The following is an 18,617-nucleotide window of genomic DNA, read 5'->3' as shown; positions in this document are numbered from 1 at the left end:
ATTAAATTTTGGTTAGTATCAACTCTACCACTCTTTCAAGGTCACTTTGCGAAAGATTAGAGCCACTAGGCAAACATAGTCCTCGATTAAAAAGGTCTTCGGACGTACCATCAGAATAATGAGGGAACTCAGTGAAAACCGGTTGCAGATGCATAGGTTTCCATAAAGGTCTTGATTCAACATTGTCTTCCAAAAGAGCAAGACGGATTTTTTCTCTTATAACAAAAGAAGGTGTAAGTATACAGCTTAACCATCTATTGCTATAATAACCACTAGGTTCTTCTAAAAATTCAATTTCAGGAAGATGTGCTAAATGTTTTTTATAAAATTCGAAATTAGATCTTCTCTGGTCAACACGATTTTGAAGTACCTCCATTTGACCACGACCGATTCCCGCTAAGATATTACTCATTCGGTAATTATACCCTACGGATGAATGTTGGTAATGAGGAGCATCATCCCTTGCTTGGGTAGCCAGAAACACAGCTTTTTTCTTTATTGCTACCTCTTTAGCAATCAAAGCCCCACCACCAGAAGTTGTTATAATTTTGTTTCCGTTAAAAGACAAAATCCCTATTGAACCGAAAGTACCGCATTTTTGATTATTAACGCTGCTACCTAGAGCTTCAGCACTATCTTCTACAACCGGTATACCGTACTTTTTTGAAATTTCGGCTATGGCTTTAACATTGTATGGCATACCGTATAAATGAACAGCTACTATTGCCTTAGGTTTTTTACCCTTTTCAATCCTATCCTGGATGGCATTCTCAAGTAACTTTGGAGAAATATTCCATGTATCCCTTTCACTATCCACAAAAATTGGTGAAGCACCCAGATACATAATCGGGTTTGCAGAAGCTGAAAAAGTGAAACTTTGACAAATAACTTCATCACCTCTAGTAACACCTAACAATTCTAAAGCCAAATGGATAGCAGCAGTACCCGAACTTAGCGCGGCAACATGAACGCTACCCCCAACAAACTCGTTTATAGATTTTTCAAAATTATCTACATTAGGTCCCAATGGAGCCACCCAATTGGTATCAAAGGCCTCTTGAACATATTTTTGTTCGCCCCCGCCCATATGCGGAGAAGACAGCCAAATCTTATCTTTAATAATAGTTTTCAATTAAAATTGGTTTTAGTTCTTTTAATTTGGGGTTGCCTTAATTTATTTATAATCATCGGCCAAACATATAAATATAATCTAAAAATTACTAAAAAGTTCTTTTTGATTACGGAATACAAAACTAACCTCTAATTCCTGAACTCCTTACTAATTTTGTTATAAGCCTAAAAAATTCGGTTAATAACACTTGTATGGCTTATTATCTTTAATTAAGCTTGAGCTGTCATACCTACGTTAGAAAGTTGAAAATAGATTTCCCAATCTACTTGCAACTATTTACACAAATACATGCATATCCCTATTAACACTAACAATTATTGCATTAAAAAAATAAAGGAGCAAATTCGTTTTCCGACTGCTCCTTTGTTTTTTCGTTCAAAATTAAATCCTGTTGTAATCCTTAAAGTCTTTGTGATTTTTTTTATACAATTCCTCTTCCGGCAGGGATTTAAAGTATTCATACGTCTTCTTCATCCCTTCGGACCTGGACACCTTAGGTTCCCAGCCTAAAATTTCTTTTGCCTTTGAAATATCCGGCTGTCGCTGCATAGGATCATCTTGTGGCAAGGGCTTATATATTACTTTTTGATATGTACCTGTTAATTTAACAATTTCCTCAGCAAAATCCCTTATCGTAATCTCGTGCGGATTACCTATGTTCACGGGTAAAGCATAATCGCTAAGCAAGAGTCGGTATATGCCTTCAACCTCATCATCAACATAACAAAACGAACGCGTTTGGCTTCCATCACCAAAAACAGTCAAATCTTCACCTCTCAGTGCCTGACCTATAAAAGCGGGAATAACTCTTCCATCATTTAATCGCATTCTAGGACCGTAGGTGTTAAAAATACGTACAATTCGTGTTTCCAAACCATGAAATCGGTTATAAGCCATTGTAATTGATTCCATAAATCGTTTTGCTTCATCGTATACCCCTCTTGGACCTATAGTATTTACATTACCGTAATATTCTTCGGTCTGCGGGTGAACAAGGGGATCCCCATATATCTCTGAAGTAGATGCAATAAGGATTCTAGCATTTTTAACTTTTGCCAAACCTAAAAGATTATGAGTGCCCAATGCCCCTACTTTTAAGGTCTGTATTGGAATTTTCAAATAATCAATTGGGCTAGCGGGTGATGCAAAATGCAAAATGTAATCCAATTTACCAGGAACACTTACAAATTTTGTAACATCATGATGGTAGAATTCAAAATTTTCCAACTTAAACAAATGTTCAATGTTACGTAAATCACCTGTAATAAGATTATCCATGGCAATGACATAATAACCTTCTTTAATAAAACGGTCACACAAATGGGACCCTAAGAAACCTGCCGCCCCGGTAATCAGTATTTTCTTCATTTTGTATTTTTATTATTCTGATCAACTAGCCAAAAGAACTTACACGCATTAAGCTCCAAATAGTTTGTCAAAATTGAATATCATAATCACCACGAATATAAATACAATGTGCAAAACAGAAGGTTATTTTTCTTTAAAAAACTATAAACTTCAATTATCTAAGTTAAAATGCATATAGTCCTATCCAACATCTTGTTCGTATATAATTTCGGACAATGCTTAGCAAACAAGAATTACATCCCCTATAAAATAATAATAATCGAGTACATCAATATATAAGATATTGTTAAACCGTAGCACTTTCCAACACATAATCCTGAAATAAATCTTTTTAAGCGAAAAATGTAAGGTTGTTTTGAGTTATTTAGTAATCTTTGCAACCTAATAAAATGAACCCAGTCATGAAAAAAGTAAATAAAATATGCTGTATTGGTGCAGGATATGTAGGTGGACCAACAATGTCCGTTATTGCTAGTCAGTGCCCTGAGATTACCGTAACCGTTGTAGACATCAACCAATCTCGCATTGACCAATGGAATGATTCAGACCTAGACAATTTACCCGTTTACGAACCTGGCCTAAAGGAAATAGTTGCCAAAACGAGAGGAAAAAACCTTTTCTTTTCTACCGAAGTGGACAAAGCTATTGATGAAGCCGAAATTATATTTATATCCGTAAATACCCCTACAAAGACTTACGGAAAAGGAAAAGGACAAGCGGCAGATTTAAAATTTGTAGAGCTTTGTGCACGTAATATTGCCAAAGTAGCTAAGAGTGACAAGATAGTTGTAGAAAAATCTACTTTACCGGTTAGAACCGCTAGTGCTATTAAAAGTATCCTTGAAAATACAGGAAACGGTGTTAAATTTGAAATACTTTCCAATCCTGAATTTTTAGCAGAAGGAACAGCCGTTGAAGATTTGCTAAAAGCAGACCGCGTACTTATTGGTGGTGATGAAACACCTTCAGGTCAAGAAGCCAAGGACACTTTAAGTTCAATTTACGCACACTGGCTTCCAAAAGAACGAATATTGCAAACCAACGTTTGGTCTTCGGAGCTGTCCAAGTTGGTTGCCAATGCATTTTTAGCTCAGAGAGTTTCTTCCATTAATGCTATTTCGGCCTTGTGCGAACGAACGGATGCAAATGTTTCCGAAGTTTCAAGGGCAATAGGTACAGACAGTAGAATTGGACCAAAATTCCTAAACGCTTCCGTAGGTTTTGGCGGATCTTGTTTTCAAAAAGACATCTTAAACCTTGTTTATATCTCAAGAAGTTTTGGTCTTACTGAAGTTGCGGATTATTGGGAACAGGTAATTATCATGAACGATTACCAAAAGAGACGTTTTGCGGAAAATATAATATCCACTCTATATAATACGGTTTCCGGTAAGAAAATTGTGTTTTTTGGATGGGCTTTTAAGAAGGACACAAACGATACTCGAGAATCTGCAGCCATTAATATTGCCGATGCCTTGTTAGAGGAAAAAGCAGAAATCGTAGTCTATGACCCAAAAGTATCTGCAGAGCGAATCTATGCTGACCTAGATTATTTGGATACCCGTTCTCCAGAAGAAAACAGAAAGCTTTTAACCGTTGTTTCCAATCCTATGGACGCCGTTCAAGATGCCCATGCCATTGCTATTTTAACCGAATGGGACGAATTTAAAAATTATGACTGGGATTCCATATTTGAAAAAATGTTGAAACCGGCATTTGTCTTTGATGGTCGCCGCTTGCTTTCAAAAGAAGATATGGAAGCCAAAGGCTTTCAGTATTATAAAATAGGACAATCATGAAAATTCTTGTCACCGGTGCGGCCGGTTTTATAGGATATCACATTTGCGAAAAACTCCTTGAACAAGGATATGAAGTTATAGGCTTAGACAACATCAACGATTATTATGATGTAAACCTGAAATATAACCGATTAAAACAACTGGGCATTGCAAAAAACGATGCCCAAGTTTTTCTCAAAAAATGTTCTGGCTCTACACATGGCAATAAATTTTCTTTTGTTCGAATGAACTTAGAGGATAGAGAAGCTCTACCTCAGCTCTTTAATGATGAGAAAATTGACAGGGTGTGTAATTTAGCCGCTCAGGCCGGTGTACGCTATAGTATTGAGAACCCTGAAACCTATATAGATAGTAATATTGTTGGTTACTTAAACCTATTGGAATGCTGCAGACATAATAAAGTTGAGCATTTAGTATACGCCAGCAGTTCCAGCGTCTATGGTTTGAACGAAAAAATACCTTTTTCCACATCCGATAGTGTAGACCACCCCATTAGCTTGTACGCTGCAAGTAAAAAGAGTAATGAATTAATGGCCCATACCTACAGCCACTTGTTTGGTTTTGCAACAACAGGTTTACGGTTTTTTACCGTCTATGGCCCTTGGGGAAGACCGGATATGGCCTTGTTTTTGTTTACTGATGCCATCGCTAACGGAAAACCCATTAAAGTTTTTAACCATGGAAAAATGGAAAGAGACTTTACCTATGTTGATGACATTGTAGAAGGAGTTGTTCGGATTTTGACAAAATCTACCAAAAATAGAGAGTTGTACAAAATTTACAACATAGGGAACAACAACGCTGTTAAACTCACCAGTTTCATAGATGCTATTGAGAACAGTATGGGGCAAAAGGCCGAAAAAGAACTGATGCCCATGCAACCTGGGGATGTAGAACGTACTTGGGCAGATGTTGATGATTTGATTAGAGATTACGAATATCAACCCAATACCTCGGTTACAGATGGTGTTCAAAGATTTGTAGAGTGGTATAAGGGATATTATTATCAATGATGAATATAATATTGGATATTTTAAAACTTTTCAAATATTACGCTTCTATTATCGTTATTCAGTAAAAAATAGTGCACTCCTGTTTTAATTCATCTTTTAAAGAAAAAATTAATAGAACTTTAATACTGAACCAACATTTTAATATAAATATACTTCGTCATTTTTTAGTACAGAAGTTAACATATTCTATTTTACCACTAATATTTTAATCTAAATTTGAATGTCACTCGAAAAACTGAATTTTCCATCCGAATATACAATTTTAGTAACTGGAGGCGCAGGATTTATTGGTTCAAACTTATGCGAAGCCCTATTGAAAAATGGCAATAAGGTTATTTGTCTTGATAACTTCGCAACCGGAAAACGCCAAAACATTGAACCATTTCTTAGTAACGAGAATTTCACTTTAATTGAAGGAGATATTCGTGAGTTAAATACTTGCGAGAGTGCCTGTAAAGATACTGATTATGTGCTACATCAGGCCGCATTAGGATCCGTTCCGCGCTCCATAAACGACCCAATTACAAGTAATGAGGTTAATGTTTCGGGATTTTTAAATATGCTGGTTGCAGCTCGCAACGCAAAAGTTAAGCGTTTTGTATATGCTGCTAGCTCCTCAACTTATGGCGATTCAAAGTCAATGCCCAAAGTAGAAGATGTTATCGGCAAACCTCTATCCCCATATGCCATTACAAAATATGTAAACGAGCTTTATGCAGATGTATTTTCAAAAACTTATGGAATTGAGACCATAGGACTTAGGTATTTTAATGTTTTTGGAAGAAGGCAGGACCCTAATGGCGCATACGCCGCGGTAATTCCAAAATTTACCATGCAACTCATGAATCACGAATCGCCGGTAATAAATGGAGACGGAAGCTTTTCTAGAGACTTTACGTACATTGACAACGTTGTAGAAATGAATATCAGAGCTCTTATAGTTGACAATAAACAAGCACTTAACACCGTTTACAACACGGCCTATGGGGAGCGAACGGACTTAAAAGAATTGGTTGAATTATTAAAACAATACTTAAGTAAGTACGACTCCAAAATTGAAAATATTAAAGTAATTCATGGTCCTCAGAGGCAAGGAGATGTACCCCATTCTTTGGCCTCTATTGACAAGGCGCGAAAAAACTTAGGTTATGATCCCCAGTACGATATCAAGTCAGGTCTAAAATCAGCAATGGAGTGGTATTGGAACAATTTAAAATAAATAAAAGTATGAACACATCAAAGATTGCGATTATCGGTCTAGGCTACGTAGGTCTGCCCTTAGCACGTTTGTTTGCTACCAAATATCCAGTAATAGGTTTTGATATAAATGAGAAAAGGATTGAAGAACTACAATCCGGAAAAGATAATACCCTGGAAGTAAGCGATGAAGATTTAAAAACTGTTTTACAAAACTCTTCTAATTTTGATAAAGGTCTTTACTGTACATCCAAGCTAGAGGATATTGCGGATTGTACTCATTATGTTGTAACGGTACCAACTCCAGTTGACAGCACGAATAGACCAATCCTAACCCCTCTTTACAAGTCCAGTGAAACAGTTGGTCAAGTTTTGAAAAGGGGTGATTTGGTTATTTACGAATCTACGGTCTATCCAGGGGTTACCGAAGATGAATGTGTACCAGTTCTGGAACGAGTAAGCGGATTAAAATTCAACGAAGACTTTTTTGTTGGTTACTCCCCTGAACGAATCAATCCAGGAGATAAAGAACATACTGTAGAAAAAATTCTTAAGGTAACTTCTGGCTCTACACCTTCCATTGGTAAAAAAGTAGATGAACTATATGCTTCCGTTATTACAGCAGGAACACATTTAGCCCCCACTATAAAAGTTGCTGAGGCGGCAAAGGTCATAGAAAACTCACAACGCGATATAAATATTGCCTTCGTTAACGAATTGGCCAAAATTTTCAATCTAATGGAGATTGATACAACGGCTGTTTTAGAAGCTGCTGGAACCAAATGGAATTTCCTTCCATTTAAACCAGGTTTAGTAGGTGGGCATTGTATTGGGGTAGACCCTTACTATTTGGCTCAAAAGGCACAAGAGTACGGTTACCATCCAGAAATTATTTTGGCCGGGCGCCGTATGAATGATGGAATGGGAAAATATGTTGCTTCAGAGGTCATAAAGTTAATGGTTCAAAGAGATATCAAGATTAAAGGAGCAAATATTCTTGTTCTAGGTATAACTTTTAAGGAAAACTGCCCAGACGTTCGGAACACCAAGGCAGTTGATGTTATAAGCAACTTAAAAAGTTACGGGACAAACTTAACTATATTTGATCCATGGGCTTCTAAGGAGGAAGTTAAAAAAGAATTTAATCTTGACATGGTATCAACCCTGCCCAAAGAAAAGTTTGATGTGGTTGTTTTAACAGTAGCCCACAAAGAATTTCTTGAATTTAACCTTAAGAACTCTTTAAATCCTAATGGTATTATATATGATGTCAAAAGTATACTTAAAGATAATGTAGACGGCAGACTGTAATAAACTCTACTCAATTTTAAAAGGCTAACACATGTGTTGGCCTTTTTTTTTGATTTTGTCCTTACCTATTACAACTAGGTTCAATCAGACTATTTATAAAGGGGCATGCAAACATCCATGTTCACAAAACTTTCTAAGCTCTTCTCCACTTTTTCAATCCATTCCCCCGTAGCTTATTACTTATCTATTCCAGCTTATAGTTAAAATGCGTTATCAAATCCTGCAATAAAAAATAGGCTTTATCAACTAAAGATTTAACCATATTGCGCATTTCATCGATTTTATTATTAACAAAATGTTAAAAATCATATATAGCAACGTCTCTAACATGGTGCATTACCGTACTGTATCATGTATTCGACAAACGGTATATTTTAACATATTTTAGCGCTTTTCATCGATTTTTATATATTTTTTATCGATAAAAGCAATTTTTAAGATTTTGTTTCTATTTTTGGCCGCTTGCATTTTGTCGATTAATTTGGTTTTTGACCGATAGAAAACAATTTGACAACCGTAATTTTTTTGACGAAAATTTAACTTTTTAGCCCACTTATGAAATTTTACCCCACCACTCCCAGCAAATCTTTTATTGGATTCGTTTTTATTTTTCTACTCATTATTATATCATGTAGCAAAGACAGTGAATTACTAAAAGATGCCGTTTTAGCCGACCCATCAACTGCAATTAAAGAAGACACTAAAGAAACTTCCGAAGAAATTACGGAAGAGGAATTAGTTCCGGAAGAAGCGGTTCTTCCTGAAGAGGAAGAAATTGTAGAAGAAAAAGTTTATGAGACCAGAACAACTGTGTTTACTACTATTCATGATGCACATTTACAAAGTGGTAAAGGATATAATCAAGATTTAATTCGTCTTGATGAAGGGCATAGAGAAAGCTACCTTATGTTCGATATTAGCCCTATTGACTCTATTGGCGGAATCATAGAAGAGGCTCATCTAGAATTCACTATAAGTACAGATGATGGCCATGGAACTATCTCTGTATTAAAAGGGGATTCAACTGACTGGTCCGAACATGATATATCAGAAATAACCGCGCCTAAATCAGATACTTTATTAGGATCTACAACAGATGATTATCATGTGAATCAAACACAGGAGATTATTTTAGATCAAGAAAAATTAAATCCGGAAGTTCTTACATTAGTACTTAAACACGAAGATGGAAACGATTTGGCTTTTGCGTCAAAAGAACATAGTTCAAAGAATGGCCCAAAACTGGTCATTACCTATAGCGCTCCTCAAGATTCCGAAGGTATAGTCTCTGCTGATCAAAATCCAACTAAAGAAGTACCGTCATCTCCATCTATAGATGACGAAGATGCTCCAGTAAGCGAAACACCGGAAGAGCCTACTAACCAAGAAGAAGAAGAAGAAGAAGCACCAAGTAATGATACGCCTGAGGTTATAGAAGAGGAAGAGCCGGATACTCCTATTTCAACGGAAAATCAATCCCCTATTGCTGTAGTAGATGCATCACCTTCTTCAGGTACAGCTCCGCTCAAAGTAAATTTCACAGGGAATAATTCCAGTGACGATGAAGAAGTTAAAAATTACGGATGGAACTTTGGGGACGGTTCATCTTCTAATGAAGCTAATCCTTCACACACCTTTGAGAAAGCCGGGACCTTTAAAGTTGTACTTACAGTACAAGATGCTCAAGGAAAAATTGACACAGAAGAAACCACGATTACGGTAAAAGCCAAAGAAAACAATGCTCCTGCTGCTGTAGCCAAAGCTTCGGTAACTTCTGGCGAAGCTCCATTGAAAGTTACTTTTGACGGAAAAGAATCATCAGATGATATTGGAGTAACCAGTTACCTATGGGATTTTAAAGACGGTGACAAGGGAAGCTTGTCCTCTACTTCCCATACGTTTACAAAAGCAGGCACTTATGTAGTAGTGTTGACTGTCAAGGATAAAGATGGATTAGAAGACACGGATACCGTAACCATAACTGTTACTGAAAAAGAAAATGAAGCTCCCACTGCCAAAGCTTCCGCAAACACCACAGAAGGAGAGGCTCCATTAGAAATTCAATTTAAGGGAAGTAACTCTACCGATGACACTGCCGTAAAAAGCTATTTTTGGGATTTTAAAGATGGGAGTACATCTACAAGCTCCAACCCGTCTCATTCCTTTACAAAAAAGGGAACTTATAATGTAATACTTACTGTAACTGATGAAGAAGGTTTAAAAGATTCTGATACCATTACAATTACAATTACCGAAACAGAAAACGAAGCACCAGTAGCGGTAGCCTCTGGTTCTCCCCTAACAGGTTACGCCCCTTTAACAGTAGAGCTAAAAGCTTATAACTCTACTGATGATAAAGCTATCAAGGGTTATTTTTGGGATTTTAAGGATGGATCGACCACAACCACAAAAAATCCTTCACATACGTTTAGCGAAGCAGGCATTTATCAAGTTGAACTATCCGTTAAGGATGAAGAAGGACTTACCCATTCTACGACTATAGAGGTTAAAGTAAATGAAAGACCAGTAGACAATAGTGGTGGAAATACCGGGGGTGGCGATACAGGTAGTGGTGGTAACACCGGAGGAGGAAGCTCTGGAGGAGGAAGTTCGAGTGGAGGAAGTTCGAGTGGAGGAAGCTCGGGTAATTATCCTTCCAACGCAGTTTTTGCTTCTGATTATGGTTTCAAATCCGGAGACGCGACGGCTGCTTTTGAAGCTGCTATTACCTCTGGAAACAGTTATATTGTTATAGATAAACAGAGTAGTGATTGGGTTATTCAACCAATGAAGTTTTTTAATTTAAGAGACATAACAATTGTTTTTGAAGAAGGAGTAGTCTTAAGAGCTAAAAAAGGTGCATTTGGAGCATCTAATGCTCAATTATTTCAAATGGCCAACCCGAGTAACGTTACTATTGAAGGTAACGGAGCTATATTTCAAATGAATAAATCTGAATATACTAATGGAGAAGGACGCCATGGAATTAGCATATATGGAGGCAAAGATATTAGTATTAGTAATTTAACAATCAAAGATTCAGGAGGAGATGGCATTTTCATTACGCGAAGTTCAAATAAAACATTTTCTGAGAACATTAATCTTACAGGATTGATTTCTCAAAATAATCGTAGACAAGGTTTGACTATTACCAGTGGTCATAATGTTAACGTAAAGAATTCCAGTTTTTCTAGTTCAAGTGGAAGAAAGCCTGAGGCCGGAGTAGATTTGGAGCCAGACGAAGATTTTGAGAGACTAACGAATATAAATTTTTCCAATTGTATATTTTCGGGTAACGACAGTTTCGGATTCCTGTTGTCAACTATCAAATTAAATTCTAGTTCCTTACCCATTTCAATTACCGTTAAAGATAGTGAGTTTAAGAACAATGGTAAATCACCGGAAAGTGGTGTAAGTACTACAGAAATTTATATCGGTGGAGGACAAAAATCAAATCCAGTAAAAGGAGAAATCCGATTTGAAAGAATAAAGTTTAACGGAAGTCGAAGCAGAATTATTTTCTCTAGAAAATCAGCAAATGGTTATAAAGCGATTTTTAAGGATTGTGAGGCCAGAAATGTTGTTTCTTCCAACTCTGATTCTCCTATTGAGCTTCAAGCCGAATCTACCAATAATACCTTAGGTAATTTTGTCTTCGATAATTTCTATATCGAATACTCTAAAAACGTACCATTTATGGAAATCAATGCTCCAAGTGCTGGAGGTTCTTTTACCGTAAAAAATATTTCAGGTTCTTTCATTTTAAAGGAGCCTAACAATCATCCATTATTATACTCTGGAGGGTATAACCCCGCGAAAAACAGTAACGTATCAATAAATTGGAATCATTAATATATTGATTTCTTCAAAAAAACTCCTTGTCAAATGGCAAGGAGTTTTTTTTTGGGGAAAAACTAAAAAACATTCTCCTGTGATAGAATTTAAATACTAACGAAGTTAAGTATTCGTTTTTTTAATTAAGTAACTAAATTAGCTATAAATACACATAGATTTTGGCAAAGGCCATTTCTTGATTTTAATTTGAATCAAATATTTTAGAAAGTGTCGAAACTCATTTATATTAATTACCGTAATAATCCACCTTCCAATATCTCAAAGAAACTGTTTAAAATCAGCAAACTTATAGAACCCGAGAATATTGAAGCTAATCCTCCATTCATTTACACCGAAAACAAAACATTTTACTCCATCGTTAATCCAGTGGAAAATGTAAAAACTGAAGATGGTTGTATTTTATTGGGATATTGTAAAAGTATAGATAATTGGTACAAGGTTCATGAGAATATATCAGATGGTAGTTATGCTATCATAAGAGAAAATGAAAAAACTACTGAGCTACTATCTGATAATGTTGGTTCACGGACACTTTGGTACTATTTTGATGAGAATATATTTGTAACATCAACCTCTCAAAAAGCAATAGTATTATATCTAGAAAATTTTGAGTTTAATGAAAAATTAATTCCCTGGATGTTATCAACAGGTACTCTAGGCCCAGAATTCTCTTGGGATAAACGTATTAAACGCTTAAAACCTAAAGGACGAGTATTGCTAAATAAAGCAAATTGGAATTTAACAGAAGAATATATAGCTACCAAGTTCATTGAAAGTAATAAAAGTTTTAAGTATCATAAAAGTCAACTATTCGAAACTATTAAATCTACATTTTCATCATTAAACATTAATTATGAAAATTGGGTTCTTCCTTTGTCCGGAGGTTATGATAGTCGAGCTATTTTATATCTACTTAAAGACTCTATAAATAACACGAAGTCTATAAAAACAATTACTTGGGGAACAAAAAATGCGGTACTCTCTGAAGGCAACGATGCATCCGTTGCAGAAAAAGTGTCAAAAATTGTTGGAACTAATCATAACTATTTTCCAATAGATTCAAGCATTTATTCTCCTGAATTAATTTTGAAACGTTTTCTAGACAACGGGGAAGGTAGAGTTGATCATATATCTGGTTATACAGATGGCTTTTTTGTTTGGAAAAGTTTATTCGAAAATGGGGTAAATGGTATTATTAGGGGTGATGAAGGGTTTGGCTGGGTTGATGTTGCATCTCCCCTACGAGTTCGATATAATATTGGTTGTGCTCATTGCGAAGATTTCATCAACTTGAAAAATTATAGACAATATGGTATTCCAGAACAAGTCATACCTACTTATATGCTTCAAGGCAAGGATGAAAGTCTAGAAACATGGAGAGACAGACTATATCATGAATTTAGAATACCTACAGTTCTGAGTGCACTTTCTGATTTAAAACTGGGTTATGTAGAACAAATAACCCCATTGATGTCAGATAATATTATTACCGCCGTTCAAAATCTACCGGATAAGTTACGAACAGACAAATTTCTATTTAGAAAAATTACTGAAAATCTAAAACCTAAATTAAAATATGCAACTAAGAGTGCTACTTCCGATCCTCAAAATATTCTTAGCTCGACTGAAGTAATGTCATATATAAGAAAAGAGTTGTCTTCATCATATGCAAAAGAAATTTTTTCAGAGGAATTTTTACATATGATTATTGAAAAAAGTCAAATAAATAAAGATAATACACCAAAAAATAAGTATAAAAAATGGTTGAAGCCCACATTAATAAAACTTATACCTAATAAAATCAGAATTCACTTGGCATCTAACCATAAACTTTCCTTAGATAATAATATTTTAATGTTTAGAGTATATATTATTATATATATGCACCAAAAATTATCCTTTACGGAAAGTTTCAATGAATAAATATTGCTAATAACTTATTATCACATCAACTAACTAATTATTATTTACCAGTTCGTCATTTAGTTTTTGAGATAATTAGATTTTAATTTTTTCAATATTATATCGATTAACTGCACATTAATTACTTTTACTGTGTAGTTCATCCAATTTAATATAATTCCAATACCAAACACATCTAACATTTGTTATTAACTTATAATCAAAAAAAAAATGTAACTATAAATAAAAGGGAGTGTAATTTAAAGTGAGGTTATTGAAACCCAAATTCAATATTTCTCAAAACGGTTAAGACCTATTTAAATCCCTCCTATCAAAGAGACTCAAATCTCTTAAAAAATCTTAACCTACTTATGAAAATTCATCGCTCTAAATATGTTCGATTGATACTAGCTGTCTACGCTTTAACTTTTTTACTATCCTGTAGCAAAGATACTGACCTCTTAGCCGATTTGGTTGTATCTGATGTGCAACAGGCTAAGCTTACGGCAAACTTAGCAGTTAGTGATAAATTTTTAATTAATTCTCAAGAAAGTACGGTATTAGATGTATTGAATAATGATTCATTTATAGATGACAATAAAGTTGAAATAATTGAGACAAGTCAACCAGAGAATGGGTTAATCGTGATTAACACTGATAAGACTCTGACGTATTTCCCAAATCCTTCAGATGCTCCCGATGAAGTTGTAAGTACCGAAGAAAAACCATCCATCCCAAGTGAAATACCAATAATTGAAAATCAACAAAATCCCGAAATGGAAGAACCTTCAGTAATGGAAGAAGAGACAAATGGGACAATAGAAATTGAAAAAAGTAAAGAAGAAGAACCAATTGAAGAAACCTTTACTTATACAGTAGAAGTTGAAAATAAGGAAGGGGAAACAGAAACCCAAGAAGCCAGTGTAACCATTATCAAAGATATGGGCGAATTAAAAGCCTTTCCCGGAGCGGAAGGTTTTGGAAAAAACGCTACAGGCGGAAGAGGTGGTTTTATTTATCACGTTACAAATTTAAATGACGGTGGAGCTGGAAGCTTAAGGGAGGGGATTGAAAAAAAATCCGGCACTAGAACTATAGTCTTTGATGTATCAGGCTATATTGTTTTAAAAAGTCCTCTAAAGATACGCAAAGGATATGGCAATCTCACCATTGCTGGGCAAACAGCCCCCGATGATGGTATAACGCTTAGGGGTTCGAGTTTTTGGATTCATGATTCAAATGTAATCATCAGATATCTTAGAATAAGGCCTGGTAAAGATTGGATACCAAGTAATGTGGGTACATCCAATTCAGAAAATTACGAACCTGATGACGCTTTAAGAATTAAGGCTTGGCCGGGTACTACTGTAGAAAACATTATTATTGATCATTGTAGCATTTCTTGGGGTAGAGACGGTGTATTAGATATATCGGGATCAACAAATGGTTATTTAAAAAAATTGACTATCCAAAATAGCATTATATCCGAAAATGTAGATAAAGGTTATGGAACCTTAATTGACAAGAATATTTCTGATATTACTTTGGTTCAAAATCTATGGGCTCACAATAAAGAGAGAAATATTTTATTTAATAATAATCCTGGCGATGGCGGTATTGAATTTATAAATAATTTAATATACAATTTTAAAAGGGGAACAATTTTGTTTTATAGTACAAAGGCAGACATTATAGGAAATGTTTATTTAACAAATTCTAACTCTAACCGAACTCTAGAAACTATTCGTCTAGAAACTAGCAATCAATCAAGAAGTAGTACTGAGTTATATGCCTTTGATAACATTGAAGATAACAATGCTATTACCCTATCGAAAAATGGAAATAATAATATATATCCTTATTTAAAAAACTCAGCAATACTTAATTCTACCACCACAATAATTCCAAGTTCCGAAGTTGTTAAAGCTGTTCTTCCAAATGTAGGCGCTTCATTTGTTCAGGATTTAGTAGATGTTCGAATAATTAACGATGTAAAAAATGGAACAGGGTCTAGAATAAGCCACGAAGATGAAGTAGGCGGATTTCCAAATCTAAAATCTTCCAAACGAGCATTAACTTATGACCAAGATAAAGATGGAATACCTGACAACTGGGAAATCGCTAATAATTTAGACCCATTGGATGCTCATGATGCAAATGAAGATTTCAATAATGATGGTTACACCAATTTGGAAGATTTTCTATTTAGCTTGTTATAAGAGACTACTTTATAATTTGGTTTGACTTAATTGAATATAGCTCGTATATTTTGATAAAGAAAACTTTTATTCAAGTACAATCTTTAAAGATGGTAAATTAAATGAGGCTTGTGTAGCCTTACCGTTTCTGTAACCTTCCTTAAAAATGCCCCGTGGGCTTGTCCCGGGAAAAATTTACTCTCTCCGCTAAAGTTTTGATTTGCTTCTCAACAGCAAAAGTTATCTTTAAACAATTAAATAGGGTTTCTTCTTTCTTTTTTCTAATCTTGCAAGAAAATATTTTTTATAAGATTTTTTTATGGCAAAAAAAAGCATTGCTTTCATAATTCACTCAATGTCTTCCGGTGGTGCAGAAAGGGTTGTAAGTATTTTGAGCAACGAATTAATTAATAATTATCAGGTCTATATTTTTACTTTGACCAATGCACCTAGTTTTTATAAATTAAATAAACAAGTAGTACTTGTACCAGGTTTAAATGATATGAAACCTAGCGCAAATTTTATTTCGTCACTTAAGCTAAATTATAGGCTTCAGAACTTAATTTATGAAAATTTAAAGAGATACAATATTGATGCCTGCATTGCTTTCATGACTTCTACCAATATAATCTCCACTCTTGCCGCTAGGAGGGCAAAAGTACCTGTTATAATTAGTGAAAGGAATAACCCTTTTGCACAAAAAAACAATCTTAATTCGTTTTGGCACATACTACGAAGATACGTGTATCCAGTATCTGACCGGTTGATAGTTCAAACAGATAGAGTTGCAAAATTTTATGAACCTTTCATTCATGAACGAAAATTAATTGTTATTCCTAATCCTATCAATCCTGATTTCAAATATGATTACGAAATACAAAGAAAAAATATAATTTTAAATGTTGGAAGCTTAGAAAACCAAAAGGGACAGAAAATTCTTATTGAAGCTTTTAATAAGCTCCAAATTAACGATTGGGAACTTCATATAGTAGGAGAAGGCAGTAAAAAGAAAGATTTACAACACTTGATTCAAAAGTATAATTTAGAACAACGAGTATTTCTTCTTGGGAGAATTTCAAAAATCGACCAGTTATATTCTACCTCTAAAATTTTTGCATTTTCTTCTCGTTTTGAAGGGTTTCCCAATGCCCTTTTAGAAGCTATGCATTTTGGATTGCCATGTATATCTACAGATTGCCCAACAGGCCCTTCTGAATTGATTAGAAATGGAGAAAATGGTTTTTTGATTCCGGTTGATGACATTGACCTGTTGTCCAAAAAGATGAAGTTGCTTATTGATAACGAATCTTTACGAATGAATCTAGGAGAACAAGCGAAATCCTCTGTCCACTCCTATTCTTCTGATAAAATCGTTAAAAAATGGAGTATAACATTAGAAAAACTACTTTCAGAAAAGAGTTCGGTTCACGGATAATTACACGATGATACTTAAAAAAATTAAGAAATTCATATTACCCTTAAAAAAAAGTGTTGTAATACAAAACTTACTTTTAGTAAGTTTTATTACATTTTTGATTAAAGGTTTTGGTTTTTATAAGGAAACTATGGTGGCCGCTAACTTCGGCCTCTCTGAAGTTTTAGATACTTTTTTTATTGCTATTTTAGTTCCAACCTTCATCAATAATGTTTTTTTAGGAGCTTACAGAAGCGTATTTGTTCCTAATTATATCAGCGAATTAAAAAACAACGGTAATAAGGGTTCTTTTCAAAGTACTAGTTTTTTGATTACAATTGCTTTAGGAATTTTTTTCATGCTAATTGCATATCTCACTACAGACGTATTTTTAGAGCATATTTATCCAAGTCATGATAAGGATTATTATAACTTAGTAAAAGGACAATTCTATATAATGTTACCATGCGTTATGTTCTGGGGTCTTGCGTCTCTTTTAGGAGGTCTCCTAAACATCGCTAACGAATATAGGCTGTCTACTTTTGCTAACATATTTACTCCAATTACCGTTATTTTATGCCTAACTTTTTTCAAAGAGTTAATGGGTAATAAAGTTTTGGCTATGGGAACATTAATAGGATCCGCTTTATCATTTCTGTATCTTTTCACTATTGCAATGAGAAAGAAGATTTTATACTTTGATTTTCCAGATTTTAAAAATAAAAATATTCAAATTCTTTTCAAACAAATACCAGCCAAAGTAAGCTCTGGATTATTAACTGGTTTTAACCCTGTGGTAGACCAATTTTTTGCGGCACAACTTGTTATTGGTTCTATTGCGGCAATAAATTACGGTGTTAAAATCCCTGCTTTTTTCGCGGGTCTAGTAACAATTGCAATATCTAATGTTTTGCTCCCTTACTTTTCCAAATCAATACATGATGACAGAAAAAAGGCTTTTGAAAATTTATTTAAATCTTTAAAAATCGTATTTGCCACTGTAAGCGTGTTAGCCATTATCGGTATTTATTGGTCAGAGGATGTTGTTAGCTTACTTTTTGAACGAAAAGAATTCACTTCAAAAGATACTCAAGTAGTTTCAAGCATTCAACAAATTTTTCTTATTTATCTACCTTTTACAATTTCAGGTATGTTAATGGTTAATTTTTTAACTAGCCTAAATAAAAATTCAATAATGGCTTTTGCAGCTCTTGTTGCCCTAGCTATGAATTTTCTACTAGATTATGTATTAATGCAATATTATGGTATACTTGGAATTGCATTCAGCACTACCACTGTTGCTGTTCTAAAAAATACTTTTATCTTCTTCTATATTTATAAAATAAGTACTAGGGAAGGTGAATATTTCTAAAAGATCGGTCTATTCTTGTAAACTCTATTAATGCTAGAAAGTCTTAAATTTAAATT

At 34.5% G+C, this 18,617-nt stretch carries 11 protein-coding genes; 9 read left to right on the top strand and 2 right to left on the bottom strand.

Annotated elements, in window-relative coordinates:
• Position 1 precedes the first annotated feature (1 nt).
• Both KO513_RS16240 and KO513_RS16235 read right to left on the bottom strand, forming a co-directional pair.
• Positions 2-1,087 carry an aminotransferase class I/II-fold pyridoxal phosphate-dependent enzyme gene (locus KO513_RS16240; protein WP_252735926.1) on the bottom strand — a complete coding sequence of 362 codons (1,086 nt, stop codon included), beginning with the start codon at positions 1,085-1,087 and terminating at the stop codon, positions 2-4.
• A gap of 426 nt (positions 1,088-1,513) precedes the next feature.
• A complete protein-coding gene (locus KO513_RS16235) occupies positions 1,514-2,500 on the bottom strand; it encodes a UDP-glucuronic acid decarboxylase family protein (RefSeq protein WP_215914299.1) in 987 nt (328 codons plus the stop codon).
• 401 nt (positions 2,501-2,901) lie between these two features.
• Between KO513_RS16235 and KO513_RS16230 the strand changes: the two genes are divergently transcribed.
• The 9 genes from KO513_RS16230 to murJ all read left to right on the top strand — a co-directional run bounded on the left by KO513_RS16230 (position 2,902) and on the right by murJ (position 18,561).
• Entirely contained in the window at positions 2,902-4,299 is a 1,398-nt protein-coding gene (locus KO513_RS16230) for a nucleotide sugar dehydrogenase (protein WP_215914298.1), read from the top strand.
• The gene (locus KO513_RS16225; protein ID WP_215914297.1) at positions 4,296-5,312 is read left to right on the top strand and encodes an NAD-dependent epimerase; all 1,017 of its coding nucleotides are present in this window, start codon (positions 4,296-4,298) and stop codon (positions 5,310-5,312) included. The genes KO513_RS16230 and KO513_RS16225 overlap by 4 nt, the downstream gene beginning before the upstream one ends.
• A 220-nt stretch (positions 5,313-5,532) precedes the next feature.
• Positions 5,533-6,531: an SDR family oxidoreductase gene (locus KO513_RS16220; RefSeq protein WP_215914296.1), complete on the top strand. Its 999-nt coding sequence runs from the start codon at positions 5,533-5,535 to the stop codon at positions 6,529-6,531.
• Positions 6,532-6,539: 8 nt separating this feature from the next.
• Entirely contained in the window at positions 6,540-7,820 is a 1,281-nt protein-coding gene (locus KO513_RS16215; RefSeq protein ID WP_215914295.1) for a nucleotide sugar dehydrogenase, read from the top strand.
• A gap of 555 nt (positions 7,821-8,375) precedes the next feature.
• On the top strand, positions 8,376-11,672 hold the full coding sequence (locus KO513_RS16210) for a PKD domain-containing protein (protein ID WP_215914294.1): 3,297 nt from the start codon (positions 8,376-8,378) through the stop codon (positions 11,670-11,672).
• A gap of 210 nt (positions 11,673-11,882) precedes the next feature.
• A complete protein-coding gene (locus KO513_RS16205; RefSeq protein WP_215914293.1) occupies positions 11,883-13,598 on the top strand; it encodes a hypothetical protein in 1,716 nt (571 codons plus the stop codon).
• A gap of 350 nt (positions 13,599-13,948) precedes the next feature.
• Positions 13,949-15,796 carry a pectate lyase family protein gene (locus KO513_RS16200; protein ID WP_215914292.1) on the top strand — a complete coding sequence of 616 codons (1,848 nt, stop codon included), beginning with the start codon at positions 13,949-13,951 and terminating at the stop codon, positions 15,794-15,796.
• 298 nt (positions 15,797-16,094) lie between these two features.
• Positions 16,095-17,210: a glycosyltransferase family 4 protein gene (locus tag KO513_RS16195; protein WP_215914291.1), complete on the top strand. Its 1,116-nt coding sequence runs from the start codon at positions 16,095-16,097 to the stop codon at positions 17,208-17,210.
• A 7-nt stretch (positions 17,211-17,217) separates the two neighbouring features.
• Positions 17,218-18,561: a murein biosynthesis integral membrane protein MurJ gene (murJ, locus tag KO513_RS16190; RefSeq protein ID WP_215914290.1), complete on the top strand. Its 1,344-nt coding sequence runs from the start codon at positions 17,218-17,220 to the stop codon at positions 18,559-18,561.
• Positions 18,562-18,617 lie beyond the last annotated feature (56 nt).

The sequence above is a fragment of the Zobellia sp. B3R18 genome (assembly GCF_018860715.1).
Taxonomy (GTDB): Bacteria; Bacteroidota; Bacteroidia; order Flavobacteriales; family Flavobacteriaceae; genus Zobellia; species Zobellia russellii.
The sequence above is the reverse complement of the archived record's forward strand: the minus strand, read 5'-3'. Positions and strand labels throughout refer to the sequence as shown.